The organism is Pantoea sp. ACRSC (assembly GCF_022346785.1).
In the GTDB taxonomy this organism is placed as follows: domain Bacteria; phylum Pseudomonadota; class Gammaproteobacteria; order Enterobacterales; family Enterobacteriaceae; genus Pantoea; species Pantoea alvi.
Genome location: NZ_JAKRNN010000026.1, coordinates 1 through 13884 on the forward strand (window position 1 = coordinate 1; position 13884 = coordinate 13884).

The window sequence follows — 13884 nt, forward strand, 5'->3', positions numbered from 1 at the left end:
CAGTCGAACCTGCGCAGGTTCTCATCCTGCACGCTAACCCGCGGCGCACAGAAACGAAAAAAGCGCCATAAGGCGCTTTTCTCTGAACTGGTGGGTCGTGCAGGATACGCCTCGGCCCATCCAGGGCCTCGCCCTGCGGGTGATGCTGCGCATCAGCCTGAATCGCTCCGGCGATTCAGTCGAACCTGCGCAGGTTCTCATCCTGCACGTTAACCCGCGGCGCACAGAAACGAAAAAAGCGCCATAAGGCGCTTTTCTCTGAATTGGTGGGTCGTGCAGGATTCGAACCTGCGACCAATTGATTAAAAGTCAACTGCTCTACCAACTGAGCTAACGACCCGAAGTGGTGGGTGATGACGGGCTCGAACCGCCGACCCCCTCCTTGTAAGGGAGATGCTCTACCAACTGAGCTAATCACCCACTTCGGTACTGCTTAACAAGAGCGTCATCTGACTGAGATATGGTGGGTGATGACGGGCTCGAACCGCCGACCCCCTCCTTGTAAGGGAGATGCTCTACCAACTGAGCTAATCACCCATATCTTATCTCTTGTTCACTGCGGGCCACCTTTAGAGTGGTGGGTGATGACGGGCTCGAACCGCCGACCCCCTCCTTGTAAGGGAGATGCTCTACCAACTGAGCTAATCACCCCCGCTGTGTGGAGTCGCATTATAGGGATCCTTCGAAGTGAGTCAACGCTTTTTAAAACTAAAATGCGCGTTCGCTTTAAAATTAGACATCACGCGCTGCTTTTAGCCAATATGCTGGTTTTATTAGCAGAAACCCAGGGCATTCCCCCTTTGCGCTGGCGCACAGTCATTGAGGATTCAACGCCAGGTGCTAGAATGTGCGCACCGTTTTTTCGCGTCTAACCCATTTTTTGTCATCCAGACAAAGAACCTGCGCATCTAAGGCACTGCTGAATGAAAATCAAAACTCGCTTCGCGCCCAGCCCGACCGGCTACCTGCATGTCGGCGGCGCACGTACCGCGCTCTACTCCTGGCTCTTCGCTCGCCATCACCAGGGCGAATTCGTCCTGCGTATCGAAGACACCGATCTCGAGCGTTCAACGCCGGAAGCCATCGAAGCTATTATGGACGGCATGAACTGGCTGAACCTGGACTGGGACGAAGGCCCGTACTATCAGACCAAACGCTTCGACCGCTATAACGCGGTTATCGACGAGATGCTGGAAGCGGGCTCCGCCTATAAATGCTACTGCTCTAAAGAGCGCCTGGAACAGCTGCGCGAAACCCAGATGGCGAACGGCGAAAAGCCGCGCTATGACGGCCACTGCCGCGACAGCCATGAGCATCACGCGGCGGATGAGCCTTGCGTGGTGCGCTTCCGCAACCCGCAGGAAGGCTCGGTCATTTTTGACGACCAGATCCGCGGCCCGATCGAGTTCAGCAACCAGGAGCTGGATGACCTGATTATTCGCCGCACCGACGGTTCGCCAACCTATAACTTCTGCGTCGTTGTCGACGACTGGGATATGGGTATCACCCATGTGATTCGCGGCGAAGACCATATCAACAATACGCCGCGCCAGATCAACATCCTGGAGGCGATCGGCGCACAGGTGCCGGTCTACGCGCACGTCTCCATGATCCTGGGCGACGACGGCAAAAAGCTCTCCAAACGTCACGGCGCTGTTGGCGTCATGCAGTACCGCGACGACGGCTATCTGCCGGAAGCGCTGCTCAACTATCTGGTGCGTCTGGGCTGGTCCCACGGCGATCAGGAGATCTTCTCTGTGCCAGAGATGAAAGAGCTGTTTACGCTTGATGCCGTGAGCAAATCCGCCAGCGCCTTCAACACCGAAAAGCTGCAGTGGCTCAACCACCACTATATCAACAGCATGCCGCCAGAATATGTGGCAACGCATCTGCAGTGGCACATTGAACAGCAGAACATCGACACCCGCACCGGCCCGGAACTGGCGAAGCTGGTGACGCTGCTGGGCGAGCGCTGCAAGACGCTTAAAGAGATGGCGGCTTCCTGCCGCTACTTCTATGAGGAATTTGACGCGTTCGATGCCGACGCGGCGAAAAAACATCTGCGCCCGGTGGCTCGCCAGCCGCTGGAAGTGGTGCGTGACAAACTGGCCAGCCTTACTGACTGGACGGCGGAAAACGTGCACCAGGCGATTCAGAGCACGGCAGACGAGCTGGAAGTGGGGATGGGCAAGGTCGGTATGCCGCTGCGCGTCGCCGTGACCGGCGCCGGCCAGTCGCCGGGCCTGGACGTTACCGTCGAAGCCATCGGACAGCGCCGTAGCGTAGCGCGTATTGAAAAGGCGCTGGCTTACATCGCTGAGCGCGAAGCGCAGGCCTGATAAACGAAAACCGGAAGCGCAAGGCTTCCGGTTTTTTTTATTCTTCGCTGATTCCCAGCCGCTGCAGCACACCTTTTATCCCTTCACGCAAAATCATTGCGGCAAGTTGATCCTGCTCATTCTGCGTCATTTGCTGTACAGAACTTAATAGTAATGCCGGTAAGGCGTTCTGTTGTGCAGTGTAGGAAGCGTTCGGCTCGTTCAGGTTACGTAGGGACTGGATAAAGCTTTTCACGCGTTCATCAATAAGAACCACGCGCGCCTTACCTCCCTGTACGCCGGGCTTTGGCATGGTGGTCCAGTTTTCGCGCTTGATCCATTTATTTACCGTTTGCCGGCTGTAACCTGTTTCTTTCGCGAGTTCTTCCGGGGTTAACCATTCCTTTTTCACGATGCTGTCCCTGTTTAATACATTAGTTCCACATATTACAGCAAATCGTTACGCGTAAAAGTTACAGGAACTGTGGAAGCCATTGGACAGCGCCGTAGCGTAGCGCGTAGTGAAAAGGCGCTGGCTGAGATCGCTGAGCACGACGCGCAGGCCTGATAAACGAAAACCGGAAGCGCGAGGCTTCCGGTTTTTTTATTCTTCGCTGATTCCCAGTCGCTGCAGCACGCCTTTAATCCCTTCGCGTAAAATCATCGCGGCAAGTTGATCCTGCTCATTCTGCGTCATTTGTTGTACAGAACTTAATAGTAACGCAGGTAAGGAATTTTGTTGAGCGGTGTAGGAAGCGTTCGGCTCGCTCAGGTTACGCATGGACTGGATAAAGCTTTTCACACGTTCGTCGATATGGATCAGTCGCGCCTTACCTCCCTGTACGCCGGGCTTCGGCGTGGTGGTCCAGTTTTCGCGCTTGATCCATTTATTAACTGTTTGCCGACTGTAACCTGTTTCTTTCGCGAGTTCTTCTGGGGTTAACCATTCCTTTTTCACGATGCTGTCCCTGTTAAATACATTAGTTCCACATATTACAGCAAATCGTTACGCGTGAAAGTAACAGGAAGGCAAATTGCCTTTTGCCTCACGACAAAAGGCAATAAAAAATTACTGCGCAGTGCCTACCGCTTCGGCGGAAGGACGGAAAGCGAGGAAGTAGGCGAGGCCGACGAATACTGCGCCGCCGACGCCGTTGCCCAGGAAGACAGCGACGAAGTTCGGCAGATACTCCGCCCAGCTCAGCTGACCGGCAAAAATAGCCGCAGGTACGATAAACATGTTGGCAACAACGTGCTGGAAGCCGATGGCGACGAAGGCCATGACCGGGAACCACATGCCGAAGATTTTCCCTACCACATCTTTACTGGCGAAAGCGAGCCACACCGCCAGGCAGACCAGCCAGTTGCAGCCGATGCCGGAGATAAAGGCGTGCAGGAAGTCCGCATGCACTTTCGCGCTGGCGATAGCCACGGTTTTCTTCAGGTAGTCGCCTTCGGTCATGCCGAGCATATGGCCGAAAAACCAGGCGATGGCCAGGCTGCCGATAAAGTTGGCGATGGTGACCCAGAACCAGTTGCGCAGCACGGCGAAACCGCTGATACGGCGTGCAAACCAGGCGACCGGCATCGTCATCATATTGCCGGTCAGCAGTTCGCCGCCCGCCAGTACGGTCAGGATCAAGCCCACCGGGAAAACGGCAGCGCCCAGCAGACCGCCGAACGAGCCCCAGTCGGCCGGCAGCGAGTTAATCACGTGCAGGTCAAGCAGGAAGCCGGTAGCGATAAAGGCGCCAGCCATAAAACCCAGAATTAATAACGTCGGAATGGAGGCGCGGCTTTTAGTGACGCCAGCCTGAATCGCCAGTTGAGCGATCTCTTTAGGTGAATGCAGCGACATAGTATCTCTAATAGTATTGATAGCTGTGACAGGGATGGTGTTGTTATAAGGCGTGGGCAGCGATGTCCACTTGATTAGCGGGCTAAGTTTTACATGGCTTTTAACGGAAAACAAGAAAAATCCTAAAGGGTGTTTAACCGTAATTTAACCTGTCGCAGCGGAGAAAAAAGGCGACGCCGCGGTATCGGCTGAGCGCTTCTTTCACGCTGAATAAACGCCGCTGAAAACAACGCGATCCGGTATTTGCCGCCTTTTTCAGCGATCAAACGCAGTTTTTGATTTTGCCGTTGACACCCCGAGGGCGGTTTCATATTATGCCGTCCGTCGAGAACATCCGACGGTTTTTTCGGTTCGGGGCTATAGCTCAGCTGGGAGAGCGCCTGCATGGCATGCAGGAGGTCAGCGGTTCGATCCCGCTTAGCTCCACCAAATCGAATCCCAACGATTTGGCACTGAAAAAACGATTCCAGATGTGGGGGTATAGCTCAGCTGGGAGAGCGCTTGCATGGCATGCAAGAGGTCAGCGGTTCGATCCCGCTTACCTCCACCAAATCTTCATTCCCTTCTCATTCCGAGAAGCGAAACTTCAGTAAAAAGTCACTTTACTCAGTAATTGCCACAGTTTTGTTAGTGGGCAATTTGAGAGTCTAGCATCCCTGTGGTCTGTAGTTAAGTAGCTCGAACAGATAGCAGTTCCCAACTCGAAAGCTAATGACGCGCCACCGTCTCTAAACACCTCTCTCAAAACTTTCATTCGTTCCACACTTAGCGCGGTGTTCCGTAATGCCATGTCGTGAGACAGCACAGGGAATAAACAGGCGATAGATGGGAATCCTAACCAGATCGGGAAAGTGTCTGGCTCTGCCACGGTTTCAGCCACCGGAGTATAACGGCTACCTGATAAGAGAATGAGTGAAAGCAGAACCCAGATGACGCCTACGGCGCTGATCGGTTAGTACCCCATCACGGCGCTTATGTCTCTGTTGACTTGATTTTGGCTAGGTAAGTTTTAAGATAGATCTCAATCAAGCTCTGCAGAGGAAGCTAAATGAAAAAGCCTTTTGTAAATAACAAAGGAAAAGGAATTTTTAGCAGGCAAGATTGGATAAATGAGTCACTCAGTCTTTACATTTCGGCTAAAATTCTTAGAAAACAGAGCATAATTAATAGCGGAACATCCTTAAAAGTTGAGTGTGCAGACATTAATGCATATCACCCTAGTATTTTGATTACGGCTTCAAACAAAAGTAGTAGGCTTTTAATCGGATATTCTCTCGAATTATTACTTAAATCTGCTGTGCTTTTAATGAATTACGGGGCTAAGAAACAGACGATTGAAGGGAAGTTTAGAAAGTATGGACATGATCTTATTTTGATGGCGCAAGATTTAGAGTTGCCAATAAGTAAACGTGATTCAACATTGCTCTCTTATTGTTCAGAGGATATACGTAGCTATGCCCGTTATCCAGTTAGTGTTTATGAAGACGACCATTATAATAATGAATTTAAGAAAAGGCATTCTAATTTAGCTGATGATGATTTATTTAGTGAAATAGTTCATCTATACGATCGTTTAAAATCGATAATTGTCAATTTGGATAATAGCGTAGAAGATTGCGCTGAATATACTGAGCTAATTTTCAAAGACCTTACTCTATTCATGAGGGTTGGCGGTGGAATAAAAGCAAGGGCTATAGTGAGTTATATAGGTAACTATCCTACTGAGAAAAGAACTAAAGCTCATTTGAAAGTTATTTTGAATAATTTTCCTAATGGTTTAGCCCGGCTGTACACTACCTATTGGGATGAATATGATTTTTTTGAAGATAATGGGAAGGTGCTTTTACCGCTTAGAGATAAATAAGTGCATCGATTAAAGTACTATAGGCTTATTTCAGGTGTTTTAGCTTAAACACTCATGATTATAAAATTTCATGTGCTGTAAAGAGGGGGGTAGTAATATGATTTGGTTTCAATTAAAATTTTTTAAATAGTACTACTTTTAAGTGGCGTTGAGGTTGATTCTTTCCAGTTTTCGCTGCAGCCAATTGCCATCTTTCAGAAACCTTTTCAAAAAGGAGTAAATGTTATGATACCTTTCGAAGCACCTTTTCATAAAGGAGATGCATTTAATTGCCCTTATTGCAATGCTTATTCTAGGCAATCTTGGTACGTACTAAAGCATAATTGGGGGGTAGGGTATCGTGCGGTCCCTATGGATGTAGCAGAATGTCAACGCTGTGAAAATTTCAGTTATTGGTATGAAGAGAAACTAATTATCCCCTCCGCTGCCAACGTAGAAATGCCAAATATAGATATGCCTGAAGATTGTAAAGGTGATTACATGGAGGCACGATCTATTTTGAACTTGTCTCCTAAAGGAGCCGCAGCACTGCTACGCCTTTGTTTACAAAAGCTTATGAGACACCTTGGTGAGCCGGGTGATAATATTAATAAAGACATAAGAGCGCTCGTGGCTAAAGGACTTCCTGTCAGAGTCCAACAAGCCGCAGATGCTTGTAGAATTGTAGGTAATCAAGCAGTGCATCCTGGAGAAATTGAATTGAGCGATTCACCGGAGCTTGCACAAAGTCTTTTTAGTCTGCTCAATATTATTGTTCAAGATAGAATAACCACTCCTCGAATGATTGAAGATACTTATAACAAAATGCCTCAGAGATTAAGGGATTCTATTGAAAAGCAGGATAATTCATCTAAAAATCCGTTAAATTAATGATTTTAAAAGAATAAATTTAGTATTCTTGTATGAGGTGGCAAGAATAGCTTTTGTCACCTTAACAATTTGCTCAAATATTACTTTTTATACGCGAAAGGCTTTTTTAACAGGGGCGTGCATATCATCAAGGTTTATTAGATTTATCGGCACGGTTAAAGCTTTAGCCAATATTAGACGCTTTAAAGTCATGGACGGAATATTTTACATCAACAAGGAGTTTTAGTATAAAATACTTTAAGTGTACTTCCCTAATATTTTCTCCAGAAAATTATTAGTAATTTCCCTAGCTCTCCTCGCTTTTCATTATCTGAGACGCTAAGCACGCCCCATCCTACCTAAAAAGTATTCACTCAAAATATCAAAATATCATGAGCAATAAATGTTACTGGCTATCGGCATTACATAGCAAAACTTGTTTTGAAACCGCTTGTTTTCACTCAATTCAGTAGCGATTTAACATAATGACCATTTCGTGTACTTGACTATTTTAGTCAGGTATTACTTTTTACTAACTTCAAGCGCCAGCGAAGATAGCAGGGCTATTTGATCGCACAATCAAAGCATTTGAGTGGAAAGCAGGCCAACTTTTCTTGTTCAGAAAATTTGTAGGTAATCCGGCACGAACTGCTAGTTTTTAAGTTTTGAGGCTTTCGCCTGAAATTGACCGCAAACCATATGAGGACAGATTCATTCATCTGCAAACTAATTTCATACTGAAATAGTATCATCTGCAATCATTGGTGTTGCGATTTTCTCAAAGTAGAAAAAAATTATGAGTTATGGCCGACATTGTACGGTTTTGACCGCATGAAAGAGAAGAGGGAAAAGTTTGCTTAGCAAAGACCGAAGCAAGGCAGCTTGCACAATGTAGGCGTAGATAGATAACAGAGGGCAGGGCACAGCCTCGCAAGCCTTCTCCTGCCTGGCTTTAGGCACATTTGCAAAGTGAGCAATAAAGTTAGCAAAGTAAAATCATAGTTACTTTCAAAGTAAGATTGTCATTGCTGGTTAGTCTCTGAAGAGTCCTGACGGGCACATTTACCTATGAATTACCCGGCTTTTATCCCTCTATAAGCATTGAATATTAGTAGACTAAGCAGGCGCTCCTGGTAGTGGCTAAACTGATTTATGGTAAAACACATCTATTAGCTTAATACAGGTAGGTTATATCACTGTAATAATGGTGGGATATATTACTATGATATAGGGGTGTATTACTGTAATAAGGGTAGGGTACATTACTGTAATAAGGGTGGGTATATTACCGTGATACACTATAAGAATAATATAAGATTAATAGATAAGATTAGTTATAAGATCAGTAGTTATAATCCTTTCTTCTTTTTTTCTGCTGTTGTTAATACATATTGTGGGCTACTACATATGTAGTTACCGGATTAGCCCACAGTAATGATCGATGGACGTCTGTCCAACGCTCTCGCTACGCTCACCGCTTAACCTTGTGCAAGCAGTTCCTACGGAACTAATCGCAATGCACATGTGTAACAGTTCTGACCTGTACCGATAAACCCGATACATGCCAGACCTTAACACTCCTAACAAACTAACCAAGAGAAGATAAACAATTTCTCTTACTTAGTTTTACTCGTGCTATCTCTGTAAGCAGCTATCAGCGTTGCGTTATCACTACACTTGATAGATGCAAACATTCGTTAGACCAATCGAGATAGATCTCTCTTGGACTCATGCCAGGATGTGTAAATGCCTGCCATCGGCTGAGCCTTGACATACATAAACACTCGTTAGCTAAATCCCTTTTACTTTATGCAAGGATTTTAGACTCGTGTAAGTCAATCATCACATAGGCAGCAATTGCACCTTTTAAAGTACACCGATCATCATAACAGGCTTCACAGAATCCATTTTAAGGCGCTTTCTCAGATGAGGTAATGCGTTTGTATGGGTAAGAGCATAGAACCGCTTAAAATCGCTTACAGAGCGTTTTAGAGGGATTCACAGATTTGAGAGTTAACACTATGTGCTAAATCCTGCTGATTGATGTACCTCCGTTCACATTGCGCTTGCTTTTTACCTTGCGATATGAAAATATTGTCATATAATCGGAAATCTTTTCTTGACAAATTAATTGATACCTGATAATATAAAGATAGGTTACAGAAACAATTCTAAATCAGGAGGCAGTAATTAAGAGATCAGACCTAACTGATCTTGATTATGATTTTCTAGCAGGCTTGGTCTCAGGTAAATACAGCAGGAAGCAATATCAAACTTTCATCTCTTCTTATCCTAAACATCCTAATGCACCTCGCATAACTCAAGCACTGAGAATTCACAAGATCATCCAAGCTATCTCCGAATATACGGAGAGTGGCAAATGAACAAATTATCTAACACTCAAATCTTCTTCGGTCAGCTTATACGCAGAGAATATACGCTAGAAGAGTTAGAGCAAAGGTTAAATAATCCATATCTGGATACTCCAGAGATAAAAAGCAGTCTCAAACTGGCGATCACGGCCTATAGACGCCTTTATAAGTCGCATAGCCGATCCTGACGAAAAGAGATTAACCAAATGAAATTGAATTTTAAGGCAGAAACATTCCAGCGCCTGATTGCAGAAGCTAACAAACAGGGTATGCCTGTAGCTGCAATGGTATCAAAGATTCTGGATGAATATACAAATAACCTTAATAAAGAGGGAAGCAATGGAAGAGAAAGACAATAAAAAAGCACCACCACATTTGCAAGTCGATTACCGCATTTTGCAATTAACAGTAAAAGATAAAGATGGCAAAGAAATTGTTAATGCTAAGACATTATCAGCGAAAATAGTATACGCATACCTTTTAGGATGGCTAAACAGTTCTGATGACGTTTTTCCAGGTGCTAAGCGCATCGCTAAAGATACTGGCGTAGGCACGCATCAAGTTGCAGGAAGATGCGTTGATGATTTAGAAAAATGGGGTTGGATTAGCATAGAAAGACGCCCCGGCTATTCTCATAAGTACACAGTTAAACCTATTGAGGAAGTTATCAGAATCAACGATCAAAAGGGTGATAAGCAGCCGGTAGTCAATGAACCTGTTTCAGAACCTTTTGAGACAGCGCCAGAACCAGAACAACATTCTATTACTCGCAATTTTCACAGCTATGATGGTTTGTTTGATGATGATCAGGAACCATGCTGGGACGCTCAACCTAAGCAGACTATATCTCACGCTACGCATTCAGATAATAAATACGATCCAGGAGCGGTAGATCTATTTGCTTCTGACAATAAGCCAACGGTTACGCCTCAAGAAGCTTTAGCGCGCTGCTTTGTTCAGTGGTATGAAGAAGGAAACTTTAGGCAATGCACCACTTTTAAAGAAGCGGTGACGTGTTGTAAAAGTCTTATGCTGAGCGAGAAAGGCAGAAGTATAAATGTACCGGCAGGCTTTGAAAACTATATTATGACAAATCATAGTGGCATTTATGAACATTGGGGCGTAGCATTCTGATGCTAACTATATTCTTAACAGTAATGCTTTTGCACTTTATATTCACAACTAAACCCTAAGAGGGCCGCAAGGTAAAGCCAAGCGGCCTTTTTATTACCAAAATCTTATGGAGGAATTTTTGTCGTATGTGACACAAACCAGTTATAAAACAGCAGAACTATATGCAGTAAAGCCACAAAAGAAAGTAAAAGCGTTACCAGAACCTTACGCAGTAATCCTTAAATATTTCGAACCAGCGCCTTTGAGCAGTGCAGAACAGGTAATCATAAATGATATCGTATCAAACTGCCCCGGCGTCTATTTCAAACCTCGAAAGCAAGCTAAAACAATCATCACAGGTGAGCCTGAGAAATGGCAAGCGCTGGGGTTTGAATCAGAACTTGAATATTACACCAGATTTAACCTGCAAGAAGATACAACACATTATAACGGATATGAGCTTCAGTTAGCAGTATTTGGTGATCAAATAGATGAATAACGAATTAACACCCCTAACACGCTGGCGAAACTACCGTCAGATAATTGACTGCTATCTACAATACAGATCAGCATCGGTATTATCTCGCAGATTTAAACTAACACATTCAGAGGCTACAGCGATTGCAGCAGTTATAACAGAGATGGAAAATAACAATAATGAAGAATAAAGATTTTGAGTTTTATAATGAACAGATTAGCTTTGTTAGGAATGATCTAGCCGGAATTATTCGCCGCAAGGTGTTTCGTTATTATGAAGAAATTCAAAGAGGGATTTCTTCTCTCCTTGAGATTCTAGAAGAGATTTACAAATACTCTTATGAGTCTGCCAACGTTAACCAATTTGATAAGGCAGAGATTCAGAGGTCAATCTTAGAACTGCTTGAACATATCAAGGCAGCAAAGAAAGTATTAAAGGATATGTATCAACTTCAGGGTGAACTCCCTCAAGAGGGTTCTAATTTCTTGCTTGATAATTCTGGATTAAGGATTATCACCCAAACAAATCTCGTTAAGCTAAATGATGACTCAGTAAACGAACTTAAATATAAAATGAAAGAGGGCAAAAAATGGAAGTAATCTATAACAAAATTAAATCTGGGTTCGAGGCCGTAGAGCACATTATCCAAAGCCTCTGTATGGATGAGTACAAATCACCAGATGCATACTTCAGTAACTTCGAGTTCGTGCAAAACCATTACGTATCACTGCCCGAACTTGCTAACCTAGAATTCCTTGAATGGCTAGCATAACGTGACTCAGAGCTATATTGTGGGCTTGTGCGATGGGCTTCTACAGTGAGTGCAATTGGTGGGTGCATCGCTAATCTGTACCTGGAAGAGAAAAAGCACACCTCTATGCATTAAGTTGCATAAAAACTCATATTAAGTGAATAAATATGTTGACTGTAGTAAACATATGTGTTAATATAAATATATAGGGTGATTCTTTCAGCGGATATTACTCCATACCTTGTGCATAATTTCCATTATCTATTTTGCACCTCTCGTGCCGCTCTGTGCGAGCCTCCAAAACTGGCGATTACCCAGAAGAGCATCTTCTCTAAAGTTGTTTCCTTTTATCAATAGCCATTCTCCGTATGGCTATTTATTATGTTATTTTAAATAAGATAACATAATAAATATTGATTTACTCTCAAAGCAGCTTTCATATTGGGCTGCTTTCTTTTTATGGAACGTATAATGAATAATAAAATTCCTGTCACTCTATTTGTTGACTCACCAGAAATAGCAAATGACCTTTTTATCTTGGCAAAGCAAGCAGGCATTGAAGCTATCAAACCTGAAAGTGATGTAAACAAATCAACTGATATTACTTCCGCTCACAAAATCATGCTTATGAAAGCTAAGACGCTAGAAGCTGATATTTCTAAAAGCGATAATTCAACTGTAGAACTGTCATACGGCGAGATGCTTGCACAGAACTACCTCAATAAAAATAAATAATGGAGCCTCTTACCTATGGCACTGATTAAATATGAATCTCAACCGTATTCTATTACGGATGTTATATCTCACGAGCTAACCAGCTTTAGTCGAAAGGTGATTACTGTAAATCTTGCTCAGGACGTTGAGCCAGGTTCAGTTATTGATAATTCTGGCGCTATCGTCACTTCTGCGAGCACATCGGCCAACGTAGTGCTTGAGTATAAAGAAGCAGGCAACGCTGTTCCTGTCCTTTGTGCAGCTACTAATGTTTGGCTGAAAAAGTTTAGCCTGAAATGTGATGATGTTGAAAAAGCGGTGGAACTGCTGAGTGCAGATCCCGCTGTTCGTTTCTCTGATGCCGACGTTAACGGCCTTCCTACAACCTAATTGACCGTGTAACGGTTTAAATGCGTCAAGCATTTAACTCAATATGTGAGCAACCTAATAACTATAAAAGGATAAAATATGGCCTTTAACTATTCTGCATTCAAAATGGCGGATTTAATGCCGCTATTCGAAGTAATGCCTCAAGAAAATTACCTTCTGCAATCTCTGAATATCTTTGATAAGGTTGGTTCTAAGTCTATTGATGTATCACTCGATACTATGGCTGAAGATAACCGCACTCTGATCAATGATCCTCAGAAGCGATTTTCGTTTCAACATAACAGCACAGCACGCGATAAAGCGAGCAATTACCTGATCGAGATCCCGCATTTTCATCGTGAGGACACTGTAAGCGCCGCTGATTTCCAGCAAGGCAATCGCAAAGCAGGTACTGAGCGTGAAGAAACAATGATGGACATTGTGAGTGAATACGTTTCTAAGCATTCAAAAGCACATAAGCGCACTGTAGAAGCTGCTTACGCTCGTGCACTGTTTACCGGCACTGTGAATACTCCCTTTACTGATGAAGCGCCTTTGATCGATTATGCAGATTCGTTTAATGCTCCATTTATGACTGATACTCTTGATCTGACTCAAGTAGCTACAGATATGTTAGAGGTGTTTGATTCGTATCTGAGTCGTGTCTCTGATGCAACACAGGGATTATATTCTGATGTTCGCCGCGTAATTGTATTTGCAGGCGCTGACGCTTATTCAAAACTCCGTTTTCACGAGAGTATGAAAAGCGCCTTCCAGTATGTATCGCCACTTGATGCAGGCAATGTAATTACTCAGCGCCGCGAGATTCTCAGCAATATTCAAACCTTCACAATGCCTGGAATTTCAGTAGATGTTGTCAAAGTAACTGACCCGCTTCTGACTCCGTTCATTGGCAAGAATGAAATGATCATGCTGCCTGTGTTTACTGCCGGTACTGGTGCTTACAAACACGTATTCTCTCCTGCTTCAGTAGATACGAACCTGGCTCGTCTGGCTGGCCCGCAAGAGGTATTCAGCTATCAGTACGAGAAGCCACGCGGTGAAATTGAGATCGTAAGTGAAGCCGGAATTCTGCCAGTAAACCACGCTACCGCCTTTACTCTGAAGGTTACAGCAACCGTCTAATGCATAGGTTTTTTATTGTGCTGGCCTTGCTTAGTCTGGAAGCAGCACTTTA

The 13884-nt window shown here is 44.5% G+C and carries 13 protein-coding genes, 6 tRNA genes and 1 other RNA gene; 12 read left to right on the forward strand and 8 right to left on the reverse strand.

Annotated features, from left to right (window positions below):
- Positions 1-88 precede the first annotated feature (88 nt).
- From MHZ97_RS19400 to MHZ97_RS19420, 5 genes are all read right to left on the reverse strand, one after another.
- Positions 89-222: non-coding RNA, RtT sRNA (locus tag MHZ97_RS19400), on the reverse strand.
- Between the two features lie 42 nt (positions 223-264).
- Positions 265-340, reverse strand: a tRNA-Lys gene (locus tag MHZ97_RS19405).
- 4 nt (positions 341-344) lie between these two features.
- Positions 345-420: transfer RNA gene (locus MHZ97_RS19410), tRNA-Val, on the reverse strand.
- Between the two features lie 41 nt (positions 421-461).
- Positions 462-537, reverse strand: a tRNA-Val gene (locus MHZ97_RS19415).
- A 38-nt stretch (positions 538-575) separates the two neighbouring features.
- Positions 576-651 (reverse strand) — tRNA-Val (locus MHZ97_RS19420).
- Between the two features lie 272 nt (positions 652-923).
- Here MHZ97_RS19420 and gltX point away from each other — a divergent pair.
- Positions 924-2339, forward strand: a complete 1416-nt coding sequence (gene gltX, locus MHZ97_RS19425) for a glutamate--tRNA ligase (RefSeq protein ID WP_103794279.1) — start codon at positions 924-926, stop codon at positions 2337-2339.
- A gap of 37 nt (positions 2340-2376) precedes the next feature.
- Here the strand turns inward: gltX and MHZ97_RS19430 are convergent, their stop codons facing one another.
- From MHZ97_RS19430 to MHZ97_RS19440, 3 genes are all read right to left on the reverse strand, one after another.
- Complete coding sequence (locus MHZ97_RS19430) at positions 2377-2730, reverse strand: YfeC-like transcriptional regulator (RefSeq protein WP_239315461.1); 354 nt, start codon at positions 2728-2730, stop codon at positions 2377-2379.
- A 192-nt stretch (positions 2731-2922) separates the two neighbouring features.
- A complete protein-coding gene (locus MHZ97_RS19435; protein WP_103794277.1) occupies positions 2923-3276 on the reverse strand; it encodes a YfeC-like transcriptional regulator in 354 nt (117 codons plus the stop codon).
- 111 nt (positions 3277-3387) lie between these two features.
- On the reverse strand, positions 3388-4176 hold the full coding sequence (locus MHZ97_RS19440) for a formate/nitrite transporter family protein (protein WP_033753670.1): 789 nt from the start codon (positions 4174-4176) through the stop codon (positions 3388-3390).
- A 353-nt stretch (positions 4177-4529) separates the two neighbouring features.
- Between MHZ97_RS19440 and MHZ97_RS19445 the strand changes: the two genes are divergently transcribed.
- From MHZ97_RS19445 to MHZ97_RS19495, 11 genes are all read left to right on the forward strand, one after another.
- A tRNA-Ala gene (locus tag MHZ97_RS19445) sits at positions 4530-4605 on the forward strand.
- Positions 4606-4650: 45 nt separating this feature from the next.
- Positions 4651-4726 (forward strand) — tRNA-Ala (locus MHZ97_RS19450).
- A 498-nt stretch (positions 4727-5224) separates the two neighbouring features.
- On the forward strand, positions 5225-6040 hold the full coding sequence (locus MHZ97_RS19455; RefSeq protein ID WP_239315462.1) for a hypothetical protein: 816 nt from the start codon (positions 5225-5227) through the stop codon (positions 6038-6040).
- A 225-nt stretch (positions 6041-6265) separates the two neighbouring features.
- On the forward strand, positions 6266-6910 hold the full coding sequence (locus tag MHZ97_RS19460) for a DUF4145 domain-containing protein (protein WP_239315463.1): 645 nt from the start codon (positions 6266-6268) through the stop codon (positions 6908-6910).
- A 2557-nt stretch (positions 6911-9467) separates the two neighbouring features.
- A complete protein-coding gene (locus tag MHZ97_RS19465) occupies positions 9468-9620 on the forward strand; it encodes a hypothetical protein (protein ID WP_239315464.1) in 153 nt (50 codons plus the stop codon).
- A complete protein-coding gene (locus MHZ97_RS19470; protein ID WP_239315465.1) occupies positions 9601-10395 on the forward strand; it encodes a helix-turn-helix domain-containing protein in 795 nt (264 codons plus the stop codon). The genes MHZ97_RS19465 and MHZ97_RS19470 overlap by 20 nt, the downstream gene beginning before the upstream one ends.
- Before the next feature lie 127 nt (positions 10396-10522).
- Positions 10523-10873: a hypothetical protein gene (locus MHZ97_RS19475; protein WP_239315466.1), complete on the forward strand. Its 351-nt coding sequence runs from the start codon at positions 10523-10525 to the stop codon at positions 10871-10873.
- A 158-nt stretch (positions 10874-11031) separates the two neighbouring features.
- Complete coding sequence (locus MHZ97_RS19480) at positions 11032-11451, forward strand: hypothetical protein (protein WP_239315467.1); 420 nt, start codon at positions 11032-11034, stop codon at positions 11449-11451.
- Positions 11452-12074: 623 nt separating this feature from the next.
- Positions 12075-12338, forward strand: a complete 264-nt coding sequence (locus tag MHZ97_RS19485; protein WP_239315468.1) for a hypothetical protein — start codon at positions 12075-12077, stop codon at positions 12336-12338.
- A gap of 15 nt (positions 12339-12353) precedes the next feature.
- Positions 12354-12707 (forward strand): hypothetical protein, encoded by a 354-nt coding sequence (locus MHZ97_RS19490; protein WP_239315469.1) that lies wholly within the window; start codon positions 12354-12356, stop codon positions 12705-12707.
- A 78-nt stretch (positions 12708-12785) separates the two neighbouring features.
- Positions 12786-13832, forward strand: a complete 1047-nt coding sequence (locus MHZ97_RS19495) for a major capsid protein (protein ID WP_239315470.1) — start codon at positions 12786-12788, stop codon at positions 13830-13832.
- Positions 13833-13884: the final 52 nt, after the last annotated feature.

Coding starts and splice junctions, on each gene's coding strand:
- gltX (WP_103794279.1), top strand. CDS start 924: ATGAAAATCAAAACTCGCTTCGCGCCCAGCCCGACCGGCTACCTGCAT.
- MHZ97_RS19440 (WP_033753670.1), bottom strand. CDS start 4,176: ATGTCGCTGCATTCACCTAAAGAGATCGCTCAACTGGCGATTCAGGCT.
- MHZ97_RS19455 (WP_239315462.1), top strand. CDS start 5,225: ATGAAAAAGCCTTTTGTAAATAACAAAGGAAAAGGAATTTTTAGCAGG.
- MHZ97_RS19460 (WP_239315463.1), top strand. CDS start 6,266: ATGATACCTTTCGAAGCACCTTTTCATAAAGGAGATGCATTTAATTGC.
- MHZ97_RS19465 (WP_239315464.1), top strand. CDS start 9,468: ATGAAATTGAATTTTAAGGCAGAAACATTCCAGCGCCTGATTGCAGAA.
- MHZ97_RS19470 (WP_239315465.1), top strand. CDS start 9,601: ATGGAAGAGAAAGACAATAAAAAAGCACCACCACATTTGCAAGTCGAT.
- MHZ97_RS19480 (WP_239315467.1), top strand. CDS start 11,032: ATGAAGAATAAAGATTTTGAGTTTTATAATGAACAGATTAGCTTTGTT.
- MHZ97_RS19485 (WP_239315468.1), top strand. CDS start 12,075: ATGAATAATAAAATTCCTGTCACTCTATTTGTTGACTCACCAGAAATA.
- MHZ97_RS19490 (WP_239315469.1), top strand. CDS start 12,354: ATGGCACTGATTAAATATGAATCTCAACCGTATTCTATTACGGATGTT.
- MHZ97_RS19495 (WP_239315470.1), top strand. CDS start 12,786: ATGGCCTTTAACTATTCTGCATTCAAAATGGCGGATTTAATGCCGCTA.